Origin of the sequence: Proteiniphilum acetatigenes DSM 18083 (assembly GCF_000380985.1) — a bacterium.
Classification (GTDB): domain Bacteria; phylum Bacteroidota; class Bacteroidia; order Bacteroidales; family Dysgonomonadaceae; genus Proteiniphilum; species Proteiniphilum acetatigenes.
The window spans coordinates 547,791-571,979 of sequence record NZ_KB905692.1 but is presented as its reverse complement, the minus strand read 5'-3'; the positions used below and the strand labels follow the sequence as shown (position 1 = coordinate 571,979).

At 46.4% G+C, this 24,189-nt stretch carries 16 protein-coding genes; 8 read left to right on the top strand and 8 right to left on the bottom strand.

What is annotated here, in order from left to right:
- The first annotated feature begins 383 nt into the window (after window positions 1-383).
- The 4 genes from F597_RS0102010 (at window position 384) to F597_RS0101995 (ending at window position 2,276) form a co-directional block, all read left to right on the top strand.
- Entirely contained in the window at window positions 384-785 is a 402-nt protein-coding gene (locus F597_RS0102010; RefSeq protein WP_157278884.1) for a hypothetical protein, read from the top strand.
- Window positions 786-900: 115 nt separating this feature from the next.
- Entirely contained in the window at window positions 901-1,464 is a 564-nt protein-coding gene (locus F597_RS21430; RefSeq protein WP_019538040.1) for a GYF domain-containing protein, read from the top strand.
- An 18-nt stretch (window positions 1,465-1,482) separates the two neighbouring features.
- Window positions 1,483-1,887: a CD225/dispanin family protein gene (locus F597_RS19950; protein ID WP_019538039.1), complete on the top strand. Its 405-nt coding sequence runs from the start codon at window positions 1,483-1,485 to the stop codon at window positions 1,885-1,887.
- 8 nt (window positions 1,888-1,895) lie between these two features.
- Window positions 1,896-2,276 carry a DUF2752 domain-containing protein gene (locus F597_RS0101995; protein ID WP_019538038.1) on the top strand — a complete coding sequence of 127 codons (381 nt, stop codon included), beginning with the start codon at window positions 1,896-1,898 and terminating at the stop codon, window positions 2,274-2,276.
- Window positions 2,277-2,296: 20 nt separating this feature from the next.
- Here F597_RS0101995 and F597_RS0101990 read toward each other — a convergent pair whose 3' ends face one another.
- Window positions 2,297-4,600: an outer membrane beta-barrel family protein gene (locus F597_RS0101990; RefSeq protein ID WP_019538037.1), complete on the bottom strand. Its 2,304-nt coding sequence runs from the start codon at window positions 4,598-4,600 to the stop codon at window positions 2,297-2,299.
- Between the two features lie 282 nt (window positions 4,601-4,882).
- Window positions 4,883-7,678 carry an excinuclease ABC subunit UvrA gene (gene uvrA, locus F597_RS0101985; protein ID WP_026327023.1) on the bottom strand — a complete coding sequence of 932 codons (2,796 nt, stop codon included), beginning with the start codon at window positions 7,676-7,678 and terminating at the stop codon, window positions 4,883-4,885.
- Window positions 7,679-7,886: 208 nt separating this feature from the next.
- Here uvrA and F597_RS0101980 point away from each other — a divergent pair, with 208 nt between their 5' ends.
- Window positions 7,887-9,956, top strand: coding sequence for a cation:proton antiporter (locus F597_RS0101980; RefSeq protein WP_019538035.1), 2,070 nt, complete (start codon window positions 7,887-7,889; stop codon window positions 9,954-9,956).
- Window positions 9,957-10,027: 71 nt separating this feature from the next.
- Entirely contained in the window at window positions 10,028-11,548 is a 1,521-nt protein-coding gene (locus tag F597_RS0101975; RefSeq protein WP_044059921.1) for a glycoside hydrolase family 10-like protein, read from the top strand.
- A 145-nt stretch (window positions 11,549-11,693) separates the two neighbouring features.
- Here F597_RS0101975 and F597_RS19945 read toward each other — a convergent pair whose 3' ends face one another.
- Complete coding sequence (locus tag F597_RS19945) at window positions 11,694-13,130, bottom strand: TonB-dependent siderophore receptor (RefSeq protein WP_019538033.1); 1,437 nt, start codon at window positions 13,128-13,130, stop codon at window positions 11,694-11,696.
- On the bottom strand, window positions 13,085-13,783 hold the full coding sequence (locus tag F597_RS22780; protein WP_019538032.1) for a carboxypeptidase-like regulatory domain-containing protein: 699 nt from the start codon (window positions 13,781-13,783) through the stop codon (window positions 13,085-13,087). Before F597_RS22780 ends, F597_RS19945 begins: the two co-directional genes overlap by 46 nt.
- A 402-nt stretch (window positions 13,784-14,185) precedes the next feature.
- Between F597_RS22780 and F597_RS0101965 the strand changes: the two genes are divergently transcribed.
- Both F597_RS0101965 and F597_RS0101960 read left to right on the top strand, forming a co-directional pair.
- Window positions 14,186-15,796, top strand: coding sequence for a THUMP domain-containing class I SAM-dependent RNA methyltransferase (locus tag F597_RS0101965; protein ID WP_026327022.1), 1,611 nt, complete (start codon window positions 14,186-14,188; stop codon window positions 15,794-15,796).
- Window positions 15,797-16,104: 308 nt separating this feature from the next.
- Window positions 16,105-17,631, top strand: coding sequence for an AbgT family transporter (locus F597_RS0101960; protein ID WP_019538030.1), 1,527 nt, complete (start codon window positions 16,105-16,107; stop codon window positions 17,629-17,631).
- 51 nt (window positions 17,632-17,682) lie between these two features.
- On the opposite strand, the gene F597_RS0101955 is transcribed toward F597_RS0101960, so the two are convergent.
- The 4 genes from F597_RS0101955 to F597_RS0101940 form a co-directional block, all read right to left on the bottom strand.
- Window positions 17,683-19,368, bottom strand: coding sequence for a family 43 glycosylhydrolase (locus F597_RS0101955; protein ID WP_245541977.1), 1,686 nt, complete (start codon window positions 19,366-19,368; stop codon window positions 17,683-17,685).
- A gap of 137 nt (window positions 19,369-19,505) precedes the next feature.
- Complete coding sequence (locus tag F597_RS0101950; RefSeq protein ID WP_019538028.1) at window positions 19,506-21,800, bottom strand: glycoside hydrolase family 3 N-terminal domain-containing protein; 2,295 nt, start codon at window positions 21,798-21,800, stop codon at window positions 19,506-19,508.
- 141 nt (window positions 21,801-21,941) lie between these two features.
- Window positions 21,942-23,315 carry a glucoamylase family protein gene (locus F597_RS0101945; RefSeq protein ID WP_019538027.1) on the bottom strand — a complete coding sequence of 458 codons (1,374 nt, stop codon included), beginning with the start codon at window positions 23,313-23,315 and terminating at the stop codon, window positions 21,942-21,944.
- Window positions 23,316-23,334: 19 nt separating this feature from the next.
- Window positions 23,335-24,126 (bottom strand): carboxylesterase family protein, encoded by a 792-nt coding sequence (locus F597_RS0101940; RefSeq protein WP_081624305.1) that lies wholly within the window; start codon window positions 24,124-24,126, stop codon window positions 23,335-23,337.
- Window positions 24,127-24,189: the final 63 nt, after the last annotated feature.

Sequence of the window (24,189 nt, the reverse complement as noted above, 5' to 3'; positions counted from 1 at the left end):
CCTTAACATCGGAGAGTTATTAGACTTCGTATACTGCGCAAAATCATCAAGGCAGGATATCCTTGGTCCCGTTCGTTCCCTTCAGGTCAGGGCTTTTCACTCGGCTTAATTCACATTACCCTCGTGGGGGACATTATTTCATCGGCTAATGGTTGGCAACTGCCGCCCCATAGTAGATTTGTACCACCAAGTAATTATTCAACTTCTTAGGGTAACCACAAATATAAACTTTTTTGTTATATTGAGTGATATTTCATTGAAAATTATGAGATTCTATACAATTTATTCGGAAGCTTATGATAATTTAGTGGCGAAGCAGAAAAAATGCTTTATATTTTTTATCTCTCCTAAACTTTTTTATTTTTGTAGTATAAAATTAAAGTATGCGAAAAATAATTTTCATTCTTTCTATTGTCTTCCTTTCTTTGTCTTTTATGCAGTGTAACTCGAATGAAAAAGCACTTACAAAGAAACTCGAGGAGATGGCTGTCAACCTCAATACGTCGGCTCCGGTGATGCTTGATCAGTACACCCGGTTTGAAGAGGCTTCGGTGATACAGGGGAATATATTTCGCTATCGGTATACGGTATTGAATACATCAAATCCCGATTCGTTAGTCGAAAACGGATTGCAATCATTAAAGGAAAATATCGGAAAAGAATTTTCATCGAATCCCGATCTCCGTATTTTCAAGGAGAACAATGTGACCATTGAATATGTTTACAACGATGAAAACGGGCGGACTATCCGTTCATTGCAAATTACACCGGAACTATTTCGTTAAGCGAATACAGAGGCAAAACTTGTTTTGACTATGTTGAGCGTAGAATTGAAAATCGAGGAGCGAAGGTGACTCAAATAGCTAATATAATTGAAGATTACCAGTAAAAGAAGGATATATGAATCGTTATTTTTATATTGACGCTGAAGGAAAGCAAAAAGGAACCTTTTCGCCCGAAGAATTGAGACAAGAAGGAATAAAACGCGATACACTTGTGTGGACACAAGGGATGGAACAGTGGAAACGGGCTGAAGAGACGGAAGAGTTAAACTTCCTGTTTTCCGACGCGTACAGGAAGCCTCTGGCAAGTGAGGACCAGCCCCCTGTCCGGTATGACCGGCCCGGAGAATCTACCGAAACACAGCAAATTCAGCCGATGCCCAGGACATGGTTGGTGGAGTCGATCCTGGTCACCATCCTCCCGTTTATGCTTTGCAGTAGTATACTAAGCCTCCTTGGAATTATCGGTATCGTGTATGCTGCGCAAGTAGAATCTTTTTATAACAGGGGTGATTACGCTGCTTCGCTGGAATCTTCCCGTTCTGCGGCAAAATGGACTAAGATCGCCATGTGGATTGCCATCGGATGGATCGCACTTATCATCATTGCTATCATACTGTTTGCTGTATTTATCGGTTCGATTTCGGGCCTTGCCGGTATGGAGGATCTGTTGAATACTTAATCGTAGAAAAATATTGTAATGGAATATCGAAATGACCCGGAGGGACAAGATTCCCGGTATGAAGAAAACTATTCTTCGACCACTCCTCCTCCTCCTCTGCCGCCTCAAGAGCAGCAAGAGTACGACATACCCCCGTTGAAACCCGGCAACTGGCTGTGGCAATCCATTTTGGCGACTCTCTTTTGCTGTATGCCTTTTGGAGTTGCGGGGATTATCTATGCCGTAAAAGTCGATTCACTTTACTTTAACGGAAAATATGAAGAGTCTGAGCGGATGGCCCGGAAAGCAAAAATGTGGACGCTGATTTCCGTAGGAGCAGCACTGCTGTATTGGATCTTATGGATAATCATGTTCGCTACCGGTAATTTGCCGGAATATATGGAGAATATTATTGAGAACAATGCAAGCGGTTATAATTTTTAGGCGCTGTTGTGCGTAAAGAGCTAAAAATAGGAATAGGCGCTGTCGTAACTGTATTAGTTGCGGCAGCGCTTTATATTTTTTACACTTTTGATCCGGAAACACAACCTCTTTTTCCGAAATGCCCTTTTCTTCTCGCTACCGGTTATGAATGTCCGGGATGTGGCTCGCAGAGAGCGGTCCATAGTCTTCTGCATTTTAATATAGGAACTGCGTTGAAGTACAATGCATTTATGGTATTGGCGATTCCCTATATTTTTCTGGGCATTTACCTTCAATATTTTGGAGGAAAAAAACGATTCCCCTCAGTCGAAAAAATTTTGTTTGGAAGATGGGCAGCACTTGCCTTACTGGCTTTTATCCTTGTTTTCTGGATAGCCCGGAATGTATAGGAAAGAGTTAATATATACTTTTATAACCTGTCCAGTTCACTGCCGGCCGCTCCCTGGCCTTTATATGCATTACGTGCGGGATTGAATGTATAGGTTAGTTGCAGGTAAACTCCCCGTGAATCCCGATTATTCCATTTCCAAAAAGAAACATTGTCCAGAAAAAGTTCCCACTGTTCCCGTTCCGTATTAAAGACATCCGTAAACGCGACTGTCATATTCAATGCATCATTGAAAATTTTTTTATTGAGCCTTATATCCGTGCGAAAGTTGGAGTGTGCTGATATTAAATCAGTGTTCCCCGGCCTGTTTCCCAAAAGATTGACCATCAAAATATAGTTGTGCGGTAGAGTGAACGTATTATTAAGCCTATAATGCCAATAAGGTCTGTTGTATGTCTCCCCTTTGTAGGTGAGATCCTGAATGATTACCCCTAATTCTGCATTGGGTTTCCACCATGCTATGGTGGGTGAGTAGGATAGACTGCCCTGGAATGCACCGCTATGTGCTATATTTTTTGGTTGGGCCAATAACATCGCTTTGTCCTGGAATTGTTCCAGTGTTATGATGATATTGTCTTTATACCAATTATAGGATAGATCGACATTCAGGTTCTTCCACCCGAAAAGATAGGAAACGCGGCTGGTGAAAAGGGGGCGGAGCGCCGGGTTTCCTCCTTCGTAAGTATAGGGATCGATATACATGATACTGCTGCGCAATTGCCCATAGGAAGGCCGGCGCACAGTACTTCGGTAGCTCAGCGACATATTGACCGTTTCTCCTTTGTAGCCAAGGGAGACGGAAGGAAGCACATTATTGTACTTACGGCTTTGCTCGTCGCTTCGTTCCCCCATATAGTAATAATTGAAGTCGATGTATTCATACCGCAATCCTGCCTGTAAAGAGAGTAATTCCCATGTGCGGTCATAAAATAAGAATCCGGCGGCCAGTGTCTGTTCGGATCTGTTATCGTTCGACGGCAGGTCTTCGGCAACCTCTTCATTCAGCATACGGTATTCCTGATCGTTTTCCGTATATGACGTTTCCGTGCCGACGGTTATCTTTCCTGAAAACAAGGGGGTTGTGAGCATCAATTTGCCGGCATACAGAAAATAATTATTTGAATTTTCACTGTCTACCTGGGTTGTTTCATTGCTTTGCTTGTCGGTGTTCGTCGTGTAGATAGGTGTTTCATTGCCGCCGTTCAGCCAATCCCCTTCGAACCTGAGTTCAGTTTCTTCATTTAATTTACCATTGTAGTATGTATTCAGGTAATGGCGGTGATTTTCTCCCCCATTCCATGTGTACATATCCATATTCCGGTCATTTACTCCGTCGGTGAAATGTTGGGATATTCCGCTCATTGTAAATATATTGCCGAAAGAGCGATCGTGGTTGTAACGTATTCCAAATGTATGTTCCGGAGAGATATTGTAATTAAAGCCTGCATTCATCGACCAATCTTTCGTGGTTTTTGTATTCATTTCAAGCTCCTGGGCGATGGTATGAAGCTGTTCGGCTTGTAGTTGGATGGTGTTTTTCTGTTTCTGATAAGAATTATACTGGCTGAATTCGAGCCCGCCGAAAATATCCAGTCCGCTTTTCCGGTAATTGAGTTGGATACTTTCGTTGTGATCAAATCGACTTCGTTGACGGATAAAAGAGTATAGCGACCCGCTCAGCCCTTCACCAACCGCCTTTACAGTGGTTATACGGATCACTGCGCCGACCGTAGCATCGAACTGGGCTCCCGGATTTAGTATCACTTTTACATCTTTAATGTCGGAACTCTTCAGTCGACGCAATTCGTTTTTATCACGTACCAGACGATTATTTATATAAATAAGGGGTTCGCCACGTCCGAATATACTAAAAGTACCGTCTTCCCCGCTGACAAAAGGGAGTTGCGCCAGTACCTCGTTGGCTGTTCCCAACCGGCTGAGAAGCGTATTCTCAATATTTGCCGAAAGTCCGTCAGAATCCATTTTGAAAGAGGGACGGACTGCCGTTACCGTCACTTCTTCCAGTTGGGTGGTTTCCGCTTTTAGTACGATTATCTGTTCCGGTATTGCAGCTACGGTTTTGGTTTCATATCCTATAAAGGATATTTTCAGAAATTCATTGGCTGAATTTTCCGATATGAGTGAAAACTTGCCTTCGCTGTTGGTGGTGGTTCCGGACACCAATGAGGAATCGGGTAGAGAGTACAACGCTATATTAGCGAATTCAACGGGATCGTCATTCTGGTCCTTGACGGTTCCATTCAGTTGAGCATTTAAAGATAAGAGTGAGCAAAAAGTTAAATATATCAAAATTATTGTCTTCATATAGCGTTTTTCCGATTAGACACGACGGAAAAGAATGTCGTTACAAAAAATCGAAAAACTTTTTTCTACCCGTTCAAAAGATCACGGTTCAGCTACAATATCAGACTCTAACGGTTTACCCATTTCATATACGGTTTCAGGCACAATATCAATAGTGCCATCTTTCCACTCCAGAGTGTCCGTTACTTTAAAATTCCTAAAACACTCCCTGTCGCGTAATGGTCGGCATAATCCGACAAATATAAATTGGTTTGATTTAATAACCAGATAATTACCTCGTTATTAATGTAGTTTTTCCTTCAAAAAACGGCCTGTATGAGACTGCTTGCATTTCACGATTTGTTCCGGGGTTCCTTCAAATACTATGTATCCTCCGGCTTTACCTCCTTCCGGTCCGATATCGATAATATGGTCGGCACATTTGATGATTTCCATATTGTGTTCGATAATGATTACCGTATGGCCGCGCTCTATCAACGCGTTGAATGCCTGAAGCAGTGTTTTGATATCGTGGAAATGGAGACCGGTAGTGGGTTCGTCGAAGATGAAAACAGTCGGCTGCGCCTTTTCTTCACCCAGGTAGTAGGCAAGTTTTACCCGCTGGTTTTCACCGCCGGAGAGGGTAGAGGATGACTGTCCCAATTTGATATATCCCAACCCCACATCCTGAAGGGGTTGCATTTTCTTTATTATTTTTTTCTCTGTCGACCCTTTCTGTTGTCCGAAAAAGTCGATCGCCTGGTTGACCGTCATCTCCAGAATGTCGTGAATGGTCGCTCCCTTATATTCTATCTCCAGCACTTCGGGTGAAAACCGTTTGCCGTGGCACGACTCGCATTCCAGCCGGATATCAGCCATAAACTGCATCTCAACGGTAATGGTCCCTTCGCCTTTACATTCACTACAGCGTCCTCCTTCCACATTGAATGAAAAATAGGCTGGCGAGAAACCCATCTGTTTGGCTAATGGTTGTGCTGCAAAAAGTTTCCGGATCTCGTCGAATGCTTTGAGATAGGTGACCGGGTTGGAACGTGACGACTTCCCGATGGGATTCTGGTCTACATATTCCACTCCTTTCATCAGGTTGAGATCGCCTCCGATGCTGTTGAACTCGGCATGTTCCAGTGCAGTACCTTTATAATGATGTTGCAGTGCGTTGAAAAGAACATCGTTCACAAGTGATGATTTACCTGAACCGCTGACGCCCGTCACTACAGTCATCACGTTCAGCGGGAATTTCACGTCGATATTTTTCAGGTTGTTCTGCCGTGCCCCTTTCACTTCTATATAGTTATTCCACTTACGGCGAATCTTCGGTATTTCGATCTGCTCTTCGCCCGTAAGATATTTAACAGTGTAGCTGTCGCTTTTTTCCTGCAGTTCGGCCACATTACCCTGATAGATCACCTCGCCTCCCAGTCGACCCGCCTTGGGACCTATGTCGATGATATAATCCGCTGCACGGATGATTTCTTCATCGTGTTCCACTACCACAACCGTATTCCCCATCTGTTGCAATTCACGCAGTACGCCGATCAGCAGATAGGTGTCACGTGAATGGAGTCCTATACTCGGCTCATCGAGGATATAGAGTGATCCCACTAAACTGCTGCCCAGCGACGATACCAGGTTGATACGCTGGCTTTCACCACCCGAAAGAGTATTTGAAAGCCTATTGAGCGTAAGATAGCCGAGGCCGACGTCTAAAAGGAACTGTACCCGGTTCCTGATCTCTGTGAGGAGCCGTTCCGCGATGGCAGCATCGGTTTCGTTTAATGTGAGTTGATCGAAAAACTCCTTTAGTTCTGTGACCGGTATTACCACCAGTTCTGTGATCGCTTTTCCGCCTACCTTTACGTAAGATGCTTCTTTCTTGAGTCGCGAACCTTTGCACAAAGGACAACCGGTCTTACCACGGTAGCGTGCCAGCATGACGCGGTACTGTATCTTGTAAAGGTTTCTCTCAAGCATCCCGAAAAAATCATTGATGCCATAAATGCCGAGGTCGTGGCGACCGTTCCAGAGGATATCTTTTTCGGCATCTGTCAGATCGTAATAGGCGCGGTGGATAGGGAAATCGACTTTATAGGCATTGTGTACGAATTCCTGCCGCCATTCGCTCATCTTTTCCCCTCTCCAGCACTGTACGCACTCCTCCTTTACCGAAAGGCTCTTGTCGGGGATTACTAAATTCTCATCAATACCTACTACCTTTCCAAACCCTTCGCACTTGGGACAAGCACCGGCAGGACTGTTGAAGTTGAACATCATTTCGGTGGGTTCTTCGAAAGTGATACCGTCCGCCTCAAAACGATTGGAAAAGGTAAACGACTCAATCCCGTTCTCACTCCAGAAACGGACAATACATTCACCGTTACCTTCCAGAAAAGCAGTCTCCACCGAGTCGGACAACCGGTTCACTGTTGCCTTGTCGGAGGAGCAGGAGAGGCGGTCGATCACTAATAAGACTTCATTTGCTGCCGGCAGTTTTTTCTGTTCCAATAGTTCGTCGATCCGGTAAAACTGTTCTCCCACATCCACACGGGTAAACCCCTCTTTCAGCAGTATCTCCAATTGACTTCGCAGGTCGCGCCCGTTCCGCAACTGGACATGCGACAGTACCGTCATACGGGTGCCTTCACGGTATTCCTCCATTTTTGTCACTACATCGTGCACGTAATGGCGTTTTACCTCCACACCGGAAATAGGGGAGATGGTTTTGCCAATGCGGGCATAAAGCAATCGTAGATATTCATAAATTTCAGTGGAAGTGCCTACCGTAGAACGTGGGTTGCGTGAGGTGGTCTTCTGTTCGATGGCAATAGCGGGTGGAATACCCCTTATATAATCGCACTCCGGCTTATTCATGCGCCCGAGGAACTGCCGTGCATAAGCCGAAAGGCTTTCTACATAACGGCGTTGTCCTTCGGCATACAACGTGTCGAATGCCAGTGATGATTTTCCTGATCCGGAGAGTCCCGTGATAACTGTAAAAGTGTTGCGGGGAATGTTTACGTCGATGTTTTTGAGGTTATTGACGCGTGCCCCTTTTATTTCGATCTGTTTTGAATTACTCATATAACCTTTGCTATAACCCACAAAGATAACTATTTTATCTCCAAAAAACAATGTGCATCCATCATATTCGCCAAATCTGCCGGTAAAGGTCCTGGGTGATAAAAAGAGGCCAGTCGCCCGATAAATCAAAGAAAATAATTATTTTTGTCGATCAATATGGAAATCTCACTTCCGGAATCTGTTTCCCAAAACTCTCAAGAATCACTCTATGGAAGCTTTTCTGTCAGAATTACAACATGAGTTTACTTTACCGTTTTCCAATCCGGTATTGATATTCGCGCTGCTTCTGTCGATTGTGCTTCTGGCGCCTATCCTCCTGAAACGGATCAATGTGCCGAGCATCATCGGGTTGATCGTGGCAGGTGTGATTATCGGCCCGCACGGGCTTAACTGGATAGACAATACCCATGCCGGTGTGGAGATGTTCTCCACCATAGGACTGTTGTATATTATGTTTATAGTGGGGCTGGAACTTGATTTGGGAGAGTTTGTACTGCATAAGAACAGAAGTCTCGCTTTTGGGTTTTATACTTTTGTTATCCCGCTGCTTGTCGGTTATCCTGTTTGTCATTACCTGCTCGGTTACAGTGCGGATGCCAGTTTTCTTACAGCAAGCATGTTTTCTACCCATACTTTAGTGGCCTATCCCATCGTGAGCCGTATGGGAATTGCGCGTAACCAGGCGGTCGCGATTACAGTGGGAGGTACCATCCTTACCGATACGGCCGTACTGATCATCCTTGCGCTGGTCTTGTCAAACAGCAATGGTGGATTAGATGCCGGTTTTCTTATAAGGTTGCTGCTCTCGCTACTGCTCTTCTCTCTGATTATTTTCCTGATCGTGCCCCGTATTACCAAATGGTTTTTTAAAAGGGCCACCCCCGAGAAATATTCTACCTTTATCTTTGTCCTGTTCTTGGTGTTTTCTGCCGGTTTTCTGGTGGAACTGGGAGGAATTGAACCCATTATCGGGGCATTTGCCGCGGGATTGGCGCTGAACAGGTTGATCCCTCATTCATCGGCGTTGATGAACCGGATTGAGTTCTTCGGCAACGCCCTTTTTATCCCCTTTTTCCTGATTTCGGTCGGGATGCTGGTCGATATTTCCGTGGTGCTGGACGGGCCGCGTACCCTCATCGTGGCGTTGACCCTCATCCTGATGGCGCTGCTGGGAAAATGGTTGGCAGCATGGGCGACGCAGAAAACATTCCGCTACTCAAATACCCAGAGAAACCTTATTTTCGGGCTGAGCAGTTCACATGCAGCTGCTACGCTGGCCATTATCCTTGTGGGGTACAGGGCGGACTTGCTGGATGAATACATCTTAAACGGTACTATTATACTGATCCTGCTCACTTGTATTGTAGCTTCGGTTTTCACGCAACGAGCCGCTAAAAAGATTGCGATCAGCGAAGAGAATGAGCCTCTTACCCCCTCTTCCATGGGTGAGTTTGCCCAGGAGAAAATTCTGGTACCTATTGCCAATCCTACCAATATCGGACAGCATGTGGAACTGGCATTGCTCCTGAAAGATAAAAAATCGGTGAACCCCGTCTCCCTGCTCGGGGTAGTACCTAACAACCAGGAGGCCGAAAGGAATATAGTGAGCTTCAGGAAACAGTTACAGGGACTTGTCTCGAGAGCTACAGCAGCGGAGGTGAACATAGATATTATCACTACTATCGACCATAATCCGGCGGACGGTATTGTGCGGACAGCACGCGAAACGATGTCGGACATTGTTATCCTGGGATGGCCGGGCAGGGCCGGGTTATGGGATAAACTGCTGGGAGAGAAGGTCGACCTGATCATCAAGAATATGGACAAGAACCTGTTTGTCTGTCATGTGGAGCAAAACCTTATTTTAAGCAAACGGATTGTAGTTGTCTCGCCGCCACTGGCTGAAAAGGAAGATGGATTCGGATTGTGGGTAAGTAAGGTGGCGAAGTTATCCTCCGAGTTGTCGATCCCCGTGTTGCATCTGGGACACCCTGAAACGCAGGAGATTATCTCGGGACAGAAGAAATCGGGAAACTTTACTTTCCAGCCGTTTGTGGATTGGAGCAATCCCCTGTCCTGCGGTGATCTGGTCAGAAAAGACGACCTGATTATACTGGTTTCCGCCCATGTCGGATATATATCTCATATCCCGGTTTTGGAGAGTCTGCCCACCCGGTTAGAGAATCGTTTCCCGCATCATAACCGCATTGTTGTCTATCCCAAACAGCACCTGGCGGATCAGTTGCTGGAGACGGAAGACCATATTTTTATTCCTTAGGATTCAAGATTCAAGATTCAAGATTTAAGATTTCAAAATAAATTGGTAATTAGTCATTGGTAATTAATAATATGAATGAGGTTGTTCGATTTAGTTGTTTTTTGTTTATTGTTACGCTGATCAGTGCCTGCGGCACTACAAAACAATCCCTGACGCGTACTCCCGACGCTGCTCCGAAACGTGAATTTCGCGGCGCATGGGTACAGACCGTGGGTCAATCGCGTTACAGCCAGATGAATAGCGCTGCCATGAAGCATTATCTCTCTGATATGGCGCGAAAATTCGATGAAGCGGGTATCAATACGGTGATTTTCCAGATACGTCCCGAGGCCGACGCTTTCTACCGGTCGGAGTTAGAGCCCTGGAGCAGGTTTCTGACCGGTGAACAGGGGAAAGCGCCCGACGACCCCTCCTTTGATCCGCTGGCTTTTATCATCGAAGAGTGCCATAAACGGGGCATGGAATTACATGCCTGGCTGAATCCCTACAGGGTAAAGACCAATATCAACAATACCCTTGCAAAAAACCATCTTTATTGGAAACATCCGGAACGTTTCGTTCAGTACGGTACACAGTTATTTTTCGATCCGGGATTGCCCGAGAACCGGGGATTTATATGTGAAGTGGTACGCGATATCGTTACGCGCTACGAGGTGGATGCCATCCATATGGACGATTATTTTTATCCTTATCCTATTGCGGGCTCCTCTTTCCCCGACGATCACAGCTTCAGTATGTACGCCGCTTCTCAGGGTTTTTCTCCTTCTCAGCGTAGCGACTGGCGCCGTAACAACGTAAATCTGCTTATTCAGCAGATAAAACTAACCATTGCCGATACCAAGCCGTGGGTACGTTTTGGTATCAGCCCCTTCGGGATTTACCGGAACAAGCGGAGCGACCCGAATGGTAGCGATACCAACGGTTTGCAGAATTACGACGACCTGTACGCCGATATCAAACTATGGGTGGAAAAAGGATGGATCGATTACAACCTGCCGCAACTCTACTGGGAGATCGGCCATAGTGCAGCCGATTACACGACTCTCTTACACTGGTGGAATGCCAATAATTTTGAGCAGCACCTTTATATAGGACAAGACCTGAAACGAAGCATCGACAGGAATGAACTGAATGTGAAGATCCGGCAGTCGCGCGAAATGTCTTTCGTACATGGTAATTGTTACTGGTACGGCTACCAGATCCTCGACAACTTTGGCGGAGTAGCGGATGCACTGAGAACCGATATTCATCGTTCCAAGACATTGATCCCGGCTTATACGCATTTGCATAAAGGACGTCCCGCAGCCGTGAAGAAACTGACGGATGTGTATACCGAAGATATGCATTTCCTCACATGGGAATATAAAAAGGAGCCGTCAAACCCTGAATCGGCACAACGGTTTGTGGTTTATCGCTTCCGTCGGGGAGAAAAAGTGGATATCAACCGGGCAGAGAATATTGTAAAAATCACGCCCGACAATTTCTTCGTATTGCCTTATGAAGGTGGTGAAAGCCGCTACACTTATGTAGTAACCGCATTGGATGCTTTTCATAATGAAAGTAAACCGGCAAAGACCAGGGTGAAATTATAGAGTAAAGGTGAATATCAATATTGTTTTGTATAAGAAAAAGTGTCTTATCATGCAGATATCCATCTGGTTATAACGAAAAAGTTCTCTCTTCCAAAAGAAGAGAGAACTTTTGTTGGTGTTACTTCGAAAGGTATAGAGGAAGAAGCTAAAATATATAATTTAACGCGACGGCAAAGTTTCTCGGATCTGTCGGATTCAAATAACCACCACGATAATATGCCGTATAACCGGTCGAGTCGAAGATATTGTTAAAGAATGCTCTTATGTGGTAGTTTTTATACCGGTAACTTACATGAGCATTGACAGTAGTATAAGGATCGGCCATAAACGGAGGGGTATTGGGTTGTACGTCATGTCCGGGTACGACTGTATAGGTATATTCCGCGAGCGGACGCTCACCCACATAATATACACCTACCCCGAATGACAGGTTCCGTAAGCCTCCCGAGAGGATCGAATAGTTCAGCCAACCGTTAGCGGTATGCTTGGTTGCATTCATTGGCGAAGAACCTTCGTGGTAATAGGGACTATCACGATAAGCAGCATCCAGATATGAGTATCCGAACACAACGTCCATATTTTCAAGTAACCTCCCGGTTAAGTCCAATTCAATGCCCTCTCTTGTAAGGTTACCGGCCTTGATATAATACCCGGTTCCGTTACCGCTTTCGTCTAATGCCTCGTATGTAAGGTTGTTGTTCCGGATCAGGAACCAGGTTGCATTGAAACGTAGCCTATTATCGAACCATTCGCTTTTAAAACCGGCTTCGAACTGCTTTTCGCGTGCAGGACCTACCGGTGTTTGTCTGTCCTCCAGCAATAAATTCGCTGCTCCCCGCAAAGAAGTGGTCGTCGTATAAGACGCGAAAAGATTAAAGTCTTTAAACGGTGTAATGATCACGCCGAAAAGCGGGTCCCATACGTCTCCGCCGGTTGAGGAAATGGTATTGTCACTGATCCCGCTTACCTGGCTGTAACGCAATCCGAGCGAAGCTTTCAGATATTGGTTGAACGTAATTACTTCCTGGAATAGTAATCCGTAAGCATATTCCCGTGTCGTAGCCGGTGTCCCGTCGGTTAATGTCACCGAAGGAGCTGTGTTAGGGATCCCGGCCAGCACATCAATTGTATCCACCACCACGGAATTGGTGCCAATGGTTTTCGCATCAAACCATCGATAATCAAATCCGACATTGAAGGTATGTTTGACCGAACCAGTCTGAATATCTTTTCCCATAAAATCAATCTGAAGAACCCCGTTCTTATCGTTTCTCTGGCTGCCGCTATACCTTCTTGAACGCAAATTATAATCTCCGGTGGAAGTTGCATTTCCCAATTGGGACACATGCGCCCTGACGGATTTTATATCCAGATCGGAGCCGGCATAAGCCACTCTTACGCTGTATCCGTCACCGAGGTCACGGGTGGCATGTGCCATATACGATAAGGCATTGCTTATCTGGCGATCGGTAGAAAACCCAAGGAATTTGTCGTGAGGCATTTCGTAAATATTATTTACGCTGTCGGCGCTCAGGTTCACGGTTCCCTGGTCGGGTGTGCGGGAGTCGTGCAGGTAATCCATTTCCAGTCGGTTAGAAAGCCTTGTCCCCTGAAATCGGAGTGAACTCTTACGCCGTTCTTTACCACCGGAATACCACGGTAACCTCTTGATGTCAGACTTTCGGATGTATTTCCATAGGTCGCGAATGTTGTCAGGCCGGGCGCATTGCGTACCGCATCGTTCAATGTCAGTGCACCTTGTTCGGTAATCATTTTGTGGGAGATTACCGAAATACTTTGTACCTGTTCATCCAGCCGAAGCGGGATACGGGTAAGCGCATCCATTTTTTCAGGTCTTTCGCGACGTGCTCCGAATACTTCTATTTCCGATAATATATTTCTATCGGGCAGTAACCGGAAATTGATCTCTTTCGTCATTCCTTCCTGAAATTCTATTTCCCGTTCAATCGGCTCGAACCCCACATAACTCACCACCACTTTATATTGTCCGGCAGGTACACGGTCTATTTCGAAGTTCCCGTCCCCGTTGGTATCATCACCTATGCCTAGCTGTTCGATAAAAACAGTAGCGCCAACCAATATCCGGTCGTTATTATCATAAACTTTGCCTTTAAAAGTGCTGTTTTGTTGTGCAAAAGCACTTAAATTAACAATAAAGAGAAAACTGAGAAAGAAAAATAACGTCTTTATAGCGATTAATAATTGCGTATCCATATGTGTATGATTTTTAAAATTTGTATACATTACGGGGGACATACCGGTAATAAACGGCCTTGCTCCTCCTTCAATCTACAAAGAAATAGGAAAAGATAAAAGGAGGCAATCCCAAAAACATATGATTTTGAAGTAGAAAAAATCCCATTATTTAGGGATTATTCAAACCCCGTGATCCATCCTGTCCGGAAATCATATATATTCTTCCTTCCTATCAATAAATATCGATTTTATTTAACCGTGATGAGGTAAAATCGCTTTACGGATGTTATCTTTGTACCCATATTAAAAGGAGAATGGATGATTGAGAACGAACGCTTTTGTGAGGAGAATGAGAAGGAGGCTACCAAACCGGGATTACCCCATGACGAAGGGGTTACCGGCCATAATGAACAATTTCCGATGATCGCCAAAACACTGGCAGAACTGGAAGATGTACTGGCGGAAGAACTGATCGCACTGGGCGCGGACAATGTGGAGTTGGGTACCCGAATGGTATCGTTTACCGGTAATAAGGCGCTGATGTATAAGGCGAATGTGCATTGCCGTACGGCGTTGCGGATCCTGAAACCTTTTTATACTTTCAAGGCGGAGAGCGCCGATGAGGTATATGAAGCGGTGAAAAGTTTTAACTGGGATGATTACCTCTCATTAGACACCACGTTCTCCATCGATGCCGTAGTCTTCTCACATATTTTCACTCATTCCAAATTTGTGGCATACAGGGTGAAGGATGCTATTGCCGACTGGTTCAATGAGAAGTATGAAAAACGTCCTTCGGTAAGCGTGTCTAATCCCGATATCGTGTTGCATATCCATGTGGCGCATAACAAATGTACCCTCTCGCTTGATAGTTCGGGGGAGTCGCTCCATAAGCGGGGTTACCGGGTAGCACAGGGAGACGCTCCGCTGAACGAGGTACTGGCGGCCGGCATGATCCTGAAATCGGGCTGGAGAGGGGAGTGTGACTTTATCGATCCGATGTGTGGTTCGGGAACATTGTTGATTGAAGCGGCCATGATTGCTCTGGGTATCCCTCCTGGTATTCACCGGCCCCATTTCGCTTTTGAAAAATGGAAAGATTTCGACAGTGAACTTTTCAGCACTATCTATAATGATGATTCGGGGGCACGGGAATTCAATCACCGGATTATGGGGTTCGATATTTCTCCCAAAGCCATTGCTATTGCTGAGAAGAATGTAAAGAACGCGGGATTGAAAAAATATATTGATCTGGAGGTGAAACCGTTCAAGCAATTTGCTGAAGCACCTGTTAAAGAGGGTATACTGATGACGAATCCTCCTTACGGGGAACGTCTTAAAGTAGAGGACCTGGATGAACTCTATTCGATGATCGGTGAGCGGCTGAAACATGTCTTTCCGGGATATCGCGCTTATGTACTGAGTTACCGGAAGGAGTCGTTCGATGCCATCGGACTCAGGCATTCTAATCGGTTCTTTCTCTATAACGGTGCGTTGGAGTGCGAGATGCGCGAGTACGAGATCTTTTCCGGGAAACGTGATGACCACCCGACAAAGGGAGTATCCCGAGAGGGAGGCCGCTCCGGTGGTTTCGGCGCCCATTCCGAAAGAAATTCCAGAGAGGGGTATCGTCGTTCCCGACGTGCAGGCGAGGCCGATGAGGAGAAGTCACGCGACAAGTACCGTTCTAAAAGGAGTGACGATGAACGGGATAAGCCTTTCAAAACTGATAAACCGTTTACGCCGCGTAAGCCGTCTTCCCGCTCTGACAAATCTTTTAATCCTGATAGATCATCCGATAAACCTTTTAAATCCCGGGAGCGTCCTGTTCCCTACAGAGATAAACCGGAATCCCGTTCCGGCAACGCAGGAGACAAACCTCTTAAATCCCGGGAACGTTTCTCTCGCGAAGATGGAAGAGGAGGTCGCTCTGACAAAACGGGAGCTAAATCTTTTAAATCCGATAAGCCGTTCTCCGGTAAAAAATTTTCTGATAAGGATGCTAAACCGGGAGATTTTAGGAAAAAATGATTACATATCGTCCAACAGAAGACAAGCTGTTTCCATAGCTCCAGTTCCTGCTCTCGGTTATAAAACTTCATACGATTATAATTATTTGTTTTATCGCCGTCGTTATTTTCGGGGTAGCGGAATTTATACCCATCCACCCATTCACCCCGGTGTGAACTTGTTTCGGGGGTAGATATGTGTAGATTTCAATTTTGAAATACCACTTTTTTTATTATCTTTGCCACATCGAAGTATAAAAAGTGCTGAAAACAATCCGTTTCCATTGTTCCGGAAGACTCTGCGGATTTGTTAAATAACCTGATTATAATATGCAACATAGACCTTCCCGCGATGCAGGTGGCCGATTTTTTGCTTTTGTCGAAAAGGCAGGGAATGCTTTGCCCCATCCCGCAGCCCTTTTTGGTATATTTGGTGTGATCACGTTAGTTTTGTCAGCAATTGGCAGTTATTTCCACTGGCATGGTATTCATCCTGCTACAGGAGAACAGGTGGAAATAGTGAACCTGCTCTCCCGCGACGGTATCCACCGTATCCTGCTCGATATGGTGGATAGTTATACCGGCTTTGCACCGTTGGGGATCGTGATGGTGGCGATGCTGGGTATCGGGATTGCCGAGAGCAGTGGACTGATAAAAGCCGCGATCAACGCCCTGTTGATAAAAGCGCCTCCTAAAATGATCACATTTATGGTCGTATTCACCGCTATCCTTTCCAATGTGGTGTCTGATATCGGTTATCTGCTGATCATCCCGTTGGGTGGCGTGATTTTTCATGCGTTGGGCAGACATCCCATTGCCGGTATTTCGGCCGCTTTTGCCGGTGTGAGCGGCGGTTTCAGCGCCAATATCTTTATCGGTACCATCGATCCGTTGCTGGCCGGGCTTTCAACGGAGGCGGCACATATTATCGATCCCGATTATTATGTGATGCCCACAGCCAATTACTATTTTATGGCGGTCTCCACCATCGTGATCGCCGTTACGGCTACGTGGGTATCAAGAGCATGGATTGAACCACGTCTGGGAACCTACAAAGGTGATGTGCCGCGGGAAGAGGTCGGACAATTATCTTCTGCCGAGAAGAAAGGATTGATCCGTGCGTTGGTTGTATTTCTCGTATGGTGCACGATCTTCCTGATAGGGTTGATCCCTGATAACGGTTTTTTCCGTGGTGACGATAATACCATCCTTCATACGCCCCTGTTAAGAGGGTTTATTGCTGTGTTATTCTTAGTGGCGGGTACGTGCGGGATCGTGTATGGGTATACGGTGGGGACTTTCAAGAAGCATGGGGATGTGATTACGGGGATGAACAGCAGTTTCAAGGGATTAACCTCTTTCCTGGTACTGGTGTTTTTCGCAGCCCAGTTTGTAGCCTGGTTCCGGTGGAGTAACCTCGGATTGTTGCTTGCCGTGAACGGTGCCTCATGGCTGCAAAGTATAAATATAGGATTGATACCGTTAGTGATCCTGTTTATCCTTTTCTCCGGTTTTATCAATATGTTTATGGGGAGCGCCTCGGCAAAATGGGCGATCATGGGGCCGGTATTCATTCCTATTTTCATGTTGTTGGGTTATTCACCCGAATTGTCGCAGGCCGTATACCGTATCGGTGACAGTGTGACAAACATTATTTCTCCTATGATGAGTTTCTTTGCCCTGATCATTGTCTACTATCAGAAATATGATCCAAAAGCGGGTGTGGGAACCCTTATGGCTTCGATGATGCCTTATTCCATTGCATTCTTTATCGTATGGACGCTGCTGATGATCATCTGGATACTTCTTGGGCTTCCGTTAGGACCTGAATCACCGTTGTATTATACGCCTGATTGATCGTCACACATTATTGAATTGATAACCATTGTTTAATCGTTTCCGGTTATTTTATTTTACGTGGATTGACTTTAAAAGAGTGGAGATACCGTTCTCATTGAACGCTTCAATGGTGAAATAATATTCCTGATCGGTGGTCAATGCCTTTAACAGTAACTGGTTGTCGTCATAAATGAGCCAGGAACTGTACAGCTTATCCGGAGCGATCCCCCAACGGATGTTGTAGCCCTGTGCATCTTTTTGTGCATTCCAGGTGATCATCGCGTCACGGCGGTCCTCCTCTCGTTGTACATGGAATCCAGTGACAGGGCCAGGCTTTTTTCCCTCTCCAATCCCGAATACGCGGATATCGGAGATAGCCAGGTGGGGAGTGGGTACTTCTATATTTTTGTACCGCAGGTAGCGGATCCTTTCAGGTTCTGGCAATTCCACATAGTCATTGGGATTGTCCCTGAAACTGTTACTTTTATCTATCAATACTCTCCAATCCCGGCCGTCCAATGAACCCTCCACCACATACCTGTGCCTTAATCCGGGGATTCTCCCGTACATGTCGGATTCGTGATCGAAGTAGTTGATCTGCGCGGCATGTACCATACCCGGTTTTTGCAGGTCTATAGTGGCCCATTGACTGTCACTGTTGTCCCCGGCAAGCCAGTAGGTTTTTACCTGTTCGTCAGTCAGATTTTCGGCGGTATGATCTCCTACGGATGAAGAAACCGTGACCGGTTTTTTATAAGATAACAGCATCCAGCCGGCAAATTTTCCCGCTTTCCCGGGTTCTGACGGTGCGTAACGCGGATAATCACCGAAATAGGTATCTGTCCACATCAGATCATCGTTATCAAAATGGAGCGGGAACATGCAAAGCCGTCGTTCCCAGTTGACATTGTAGGAGAGCGCCATCGAGGCAAAGTGCCAGTAAAGGTCTTGCGGACCTTTTACGGTACTTCCATGTCCCGCTCCATTCATAAATCCCCCCGGTTTAAAACTGACCGGATTGTTGGGGGCATATTCAAAAGGCCCCAGCGGATGGTCGCCAATATACACGCCATCGGCATACACATTGAATTCGGTTCCCGGAGCTCCGTATTGCAGATAATATTTATTGTTGTGTTTTGTCATCCAGGGTCCTTCAATATACCCCGGAATGGTGTCGCTGTTGTTCTCGCCGAATCTTTCCCATCCATGCTTGTCCATATCCTTATTGAAAAGGGAGTCTACCTCTCCGTAACGGATAAAGCGGTGATCCTTGTTTAGTCTCTGTCCACGGATGGGGTGAAGGTTGGATGATCCCCAATAAACATAGGCTGAGCCGTCGTCATCTATGAAGAGCGCCGGATCCTGAAGATTATGGAGGATGGCGGGAACAGCTTTCCAGTCACCTCGTTTCGGATTGTCGGTATACAGCACGCTCATTGCTCCGGAAGGGTCTCCCATCACATAGAGGACCGAGTCTTTATAGTTGTGGGCGGCCGGCGCGTTGCTTCCCTGAGGATACCACTTCTCAGGCTCGATGAAATTCCAGTTTTGCAGGTCGGTAGAGTGCCAGTAACCCATGGAACGGGTGACGAACATATAGTACTCTCCCCTGAATTCCACCACTGCCGGATCGGCTCCCGAGCGATAAGAGATATCCTTGTCGGAATTGTAGATCATATAGGTGTAATCTATATTGATCGGATTACAATAGGTGCGCATCCTCGCATTTTGTGCGATGGTATTGAAAGAAGCCATACACAAAATGATCGCGATGGCGGTGGAGAGATTTTTATTGTTCATAATTCATAATTCAAGATTCAAAATTCAAGATTGAGCTTCGTTGATTTGGATTTCTACCCGGGCACCTAACCACCTGATCACCCTTCCACTTATCATTCAATCCAGAAATCGATCTCATTGGAATTATCGGCAGAATGTTGTGCTACCCAGAGTTTCATATTGCCAGGTTCGGTTTTTTTCTGCATATCAATACCATAGAAAGCCAGATCATCAGAAGTTAGCTCAAACGTTACCTGCCTGGATTGTCCTGCTTTCAATGCGATCTTTTGAAATCCTTTCAACTCTTTTACCGGGCGGGTTACGCTGGCTACAAGTTGGCGGGTGTACAACTGTACCACGATCTCACCATCGACCTCCCCTGTATTCCTTACATTGGCTGTCACTGTAATCTTGTCGTCTTCTGTTTTCAGTGTCTTTTTATCGATCTGTGCATTACTGATCCCGAACGTGGTATAGCTCAGTCCGTATCCAAAAGGATAAAGTGGAGTGATGGAGGTATCGAGGTAGTTGGATTTGTAATCTACCGACTCATTATTCAGATCCACCGGTCGACCGGTATTCTTCTGGTTGTAATAAATAGGGATCTGGCCTACGTTCCGGGGGAATGACATCACTAATCGTCCCGACGGGTTGTAATCACCCGCGATCACGTCGGCTATGCCGTGCCCTCCCTGTGTGCCGGGGAACCAGGCCTGCAGGATAGCGTCCATTGTTTCATCTTCCCATGAGAGATCGAGCGGACGTCCGCTCAGAGTGACCAGCACCACTGGTTTACCGGTTTCTTTCAATGCCCTTAGCAGTTCCCGTTGCGGTTCGGGCAGGCGTATGTCGGTCCTTACGGCTGCTTCACCCGACCAGTTGAAATCTTCTCCCATCGCGGCGATCACGATATCGGCACGCCGTGCGGCTGCTACTGCTTCGGCTATCTTCGCGGATGTGGTTTCAGTGATGGAACTCCCTTCTGCATAGATAAGTCTTACCGTGGAACCTTCATATTTTTCCGTAAGTCCTTTCAGGATAGGTACACTTTTATTACGGTCACCCAATCCGGCCCATTCGCCGTTAAGGTTGATGGAGTCGTTCATCAGCGGTCCGATTAGGGCGACTGTTTTTCCGCTTTCTTTGGTGACGGGAAGGGTTTGGTTATCGTTCTTCAGCAGCACCACCGATGACGAGACGGCTTTGCGTGCCGTCTCCATGAATTCGGGCGTCATCGTGTTTTGCTTTGCCCGCTCTTCGTCGAGGTAACGATAGGGATCGTCGAAGAGCCCCAACAGAAACTTCATTTCAAGGATACTGCGTACTGCATTATCAATACTTTTTTCGGATACTTTTCCTTCTTTGACTGACTCGGCCAGGTACTTAATAAACGTAGCACCGGTCATGTCCATGTCGATTCCCGCATTTACCGCCAGTTCCGCGGCATGCTTCTCGTCTCTTGCCACGCCGTGGGGCACCAGTTCGTTCACACCGGTGTAATCACTGACCACAAATCCTTTAAATCCCCATTCGTTACGCAACATCTCCGTCATTAACCACCGGTCTGCAGTAGCCGGTACACCGTTGATCTCGTTAAAAGAGGCCATGAAAGTACCCACGCCTGCTTCGTGTGCTGCCTGATAGGGCGGCAGATATACATTCCGGAGGGTATGCTCCGACAGTTCGGCTGTGTTATAATCCCTGCCCGACTCGGCGGCACCGTAAGCCGCCAGGTGTTTGCCTGTGGCAAGGAGCGTAGTGAGTTCACGCAGGGAGTTGACGTCTCTTCCTCCCTGAAATCCGAGCACCCTGGCTTCTGCCACTTTGCTACCCAGGTAAGGATCTTCGCCTGCACCTTCCATTACCCGACCCCAGCGGGCATCCCGACCAATATCGACCATAGGAGCGAAGGTCCAGTTGATCCCGTCGGATGCCGCTTCGATAGCTGCGATTTCGGCAGTCCGTTGCATCATCTCCAGATCCCAGGAGCAGGCTTCTGCCAGTGGGATAGGGAAGATGGTTTTATAGCCGTGGATCACATCCTGTCCGAAGAGGATCGGGATACCCAGCCTGGTTTCTTCGACGGCAATTTGCTGCATCCGACGGATCCCCTCTACAGAGGTAGCATTGAAGATACTGCCTATCAGTCCTTTTTCCAGATAGGGCTGGAAGTCATCGGACATCACCGGGCCGGTGATTGACCAGTTGGCGGAGAATTGCGTCATCTGTCCGATCTTCTCTTCGAGTGTCATCAGTTTCAGTACTGAATCCACCCGCTGCTCAATCCGCTTGTCACCACTAAAACTTTGCCACTTGCCGTTTCCCGAAGTGCCGGATGAAGGTGATCCGCAAGCAGCAAGCAGGATCACCGCCAGCACATATACTGTTGAGGTAATGTATTTTCTCATTTTTTGTCGTTTCTATTGATTACGTGTATATTAATTATTAATTACCAATTAATTTATTTTGAATCTTGAATCTTAAATCTTGAATTATTATTCCCTTTACTCACTTTTCACTCTTCATTTTTCACTCTTCACTCTTCACTATTAATTTTCATACGTGAATCCCAGTTTCTTCAACCCTTCCTGGATCTCAGGTGCCCCCATGAACAGGTTCCAGAGCAATCCGGTACGGTAGTTTTCGATCATTGGCGTAATAGTGAGTTGGTCGATAGCCAGGTATCGTTGCGGATACCAGTTGTCCTGTATACTGAACGCATCGTAAAACCCATACTTTCCCCATATCTTATCGCCCAGGTCGAAATAGAAGTGCTTCAATGCTTTCATCGATTGTTCGGGCGTGTAAGGGAAGCTGGATAATGATGCAGTAGGCGTAATTACGCCCAGGTCATTCTTCACCGGCATATGGGCCGAATATCCGTTCACTGAATAGCTGGCTGTCAGTCCCCAACAATTATCGCCATATCCTTCAAACCCTTTGGGGTTCTCCACGCAGTATTCGTAGTTTATAAGCGCATGATTCCTATTAAGTTGCCAGTAATCGGCATATTGGTCTTTCAATCCTTTCGGACTGAGCCCGATATGGGAATAGTGCGACCAAAACAGAGGCCCCCCGTATGCTTCCGCTCCGTTATGCTTCAATATTAAAGGATGGCCATAAGCCACGGCTTCGCTTTTGATGTCTCCGCCACGGGCCCATCCATTATGGTAAGCCGAAGCCGGGATAGAGTGGGTAGGAGAGGATGCTGCCAGAATATAAGTGATAAGGCATTCGTTGTAGCCTTCCAGCGGGAAGTTCATCTCCCAGCCGTATTCCGGGCTCCAGTGCCAATAAAGTACATCCTGTCCGTTCAGGTACCATGTCCAGTCCATTTCCCGCCAGAGAGTATCAATCTTTCCCGCCAGTTGTTTTTCGCTCTCGTTTCCGTTCTTAAAATATTCCCTTACGCAGAGCAAGCCTTGCATAAGAAAAGCGCTTTCTACCAAATCGCCGCCGTTATCTTTCTTCCCGAACGGTTTTACTTTTCCTGTGGGGCCGTGCAGCCAGTGAGACCATACTCCGTGAAAGCGATCTGCAGCAGCCAGGTAGTCGGCTATCTTATGTAACCGCTCAACACCCTCTTCACGGGTAATAAAGCCACGTTCGATACCGACGAGCAGACCGGCAATACCGAACCCGCTACCCCCTGTAGTAATCACATCTGCATCATCCTGAGGATAAATCCCATCCATGTGAATACGTTCCGGTGCCAGTCCCGATATGGGTTCAGCTCCTTCCCACATATAATTGAAATGTTTTTTTTGAATAAAGTCGAGTAATTCGTCGTCCGATGCGAAAGAGGCGGGACGGCTTTCTTCCCCGGTTGTAGCCGGCTCTTTTTTACTGCTATTGTTGCACGCTATGAGAAAAATACCACTGATAGCCAGTGCGATGATTGATAAGAGTATGCGATTATTCATCTTTACTATGATTGTATTATTATTTTCTTTGTTGGAACAGCCATGACATGAAGTCAGGCCTGTTAAAAGCAGGATCCCAACTGCCGTGGTTCACTCCCGGGAACTCTATGTATTCTACATCGGCTCCTTCGGTTCTCAGTTTCAGGTAAGCTTCACGTGAAAACCGGACGGGTACGACCGAATCGGCATCGCCATGAAATATGCGGAAAACGGTTTTTGAAGAGAAACCATTGAGCCGGTCGGTATGGATGCCACCACAAATAGGTATTGCTGCTGCAAACAGGTCGGGAAAGCGGCAAACCATATCGAATGTCCCCATTCCGCCCATCGACAAGCCGACTATATATATTCTGTCCTTGTCTACGGGATATGTTTCAATGATCTTACCCAACAATTCCTTCGTCAGTGCCAACGGTTTTGATATTTCGGCATCGAGGGGAAAAGGATTTTCCTGCTGAAAACCGTCGGGCCTTTTTGGGCTTGGCCAATAGAGATCTTCAGGACATTGGGGAAAGAGGACAAAAGCGGGATATTCTTCCCGGTTTACGGGATTGGTAAACATCAACCCGCCGTGGCGTAGTTGTGAAATATTGTCCGAACCCCTTTCTCCCGCTCCGTGCAGGAACAGCACAAGCGGATATTTTTCTCCCTGTTCGATCTTCTGTGGATTTAACTGGCGGTAAAGCAGCGAATCACCCCGTTGGGATATATAGATCAGGGAGTCATATTCCTGGTACTGGGCAAAAGCTGTTGTCACTAAAAGGCAGTGAAACAGAAAAAGTAGTGGAACTATTTTTACAATGTGTTGCATACGATTAAATATTTAGAAATAAGAAGTGAAGAAGTGGAGAAGTCCAAGAAGTGAAGAAACCCA

Coding starts and splice junctions, on each gene's coding strand:
- F597_RS22780 (WP_019538032.1), bottom strand. CDS start 13,783: ATGGATACGCAATTATTAATCGCTATAAAGACGTTATTTTTCTTTCTC.
- F597_RS21430 (WP_019538040.1), top strand. CDS start 901: ATGAATCGTTATTTTTATATTGACGCTGAAGGAAAGCAAAAAGGAACC.
- F597_RS19950 (WP_019538039.1), top strand. CDS start 1,483: ATGGAATATCGAAATGACCCGGAGGGACAAGATTCCCGGTATGAAGAA.
- uvrA (WP_026327023.1), bottom strand. CDS start 7,678: ATGAGTAATTCAAAACAGATCGAAATAAAAGGGGCACGCGTCAATAAC.
- F597_RS0101940 (WP_081624305.1), bottom strand. CDS start 24,126: ATGCAACACATTGTAAAAATAGTTCCACTACTTTTTCTGTTTCACTGC.
- F597_RS0101975 (WP_044059921.1), top strand. CDS start 10,028: ATGAATGAGGTTGTTCGATTTAGTTGTTTTTTGTTTATTGTTACGCTG.
- F597_RS0101990 (WP_019538037.1), bottom strand. CDS start 4,600: ATGAAGACAATAATTTTGATATATTTAACTTTTTGCTCACTCTTATCT.
- F597_RS0101945 (WP_019538027.1), bottom strand. CDS start 23,315: ATGAATAATCGCATACTCTTATCAATCATCGCACTGGCTATCAGTGGT.
- F597_RS19945 (WP_019538033.1), bottom strand. CDS start 13,130: ATGGATTACCTGCACGACTCCCGCACACCCGACCAGGGAACCGTGAAC.
- F597_RS0101965 (WP_026327022.1), top strand. CDS start 14,186: ATGATCGCCAAAACACTGGCAGAACTGGAAGATGTACTGGCGGAAGAA.
- F597_RS0101980 (WP_019538035.1), top strand. CDS start 7,887: ATGGAAGCTTTTCTGTCAGAATTACAACATGAGTTTACTTTACCGTTT.
- F597_RS0101960 (WP_019538030.1), top strand. CDS start 16,105: ATGCAACATAGACCTTCCCGCGATGCAGGTGGCCGATTTTTTGCTTTT.
- F597_RS0101950 (WP_019538028.1), bottom strand. CDS start 21,800: ATGAGAAAATACATTACCTCAACAGTATATGTGCTGGCGGTGATCCTG.
- F597_RS0102010 (WP_157278884.1), top strand. CDS start 384: ATGCGAAAAATAATTTTCATTCTTTCTATTGTCTTCCTTTCTTTGTCT.
- F597_RS0101955 (WP_245541977.1), bottom strand. CDS start 19,368: ATGGCTTCTTTCAATACCATCGCACAAAATGCGAGGATGCGCACCTAT.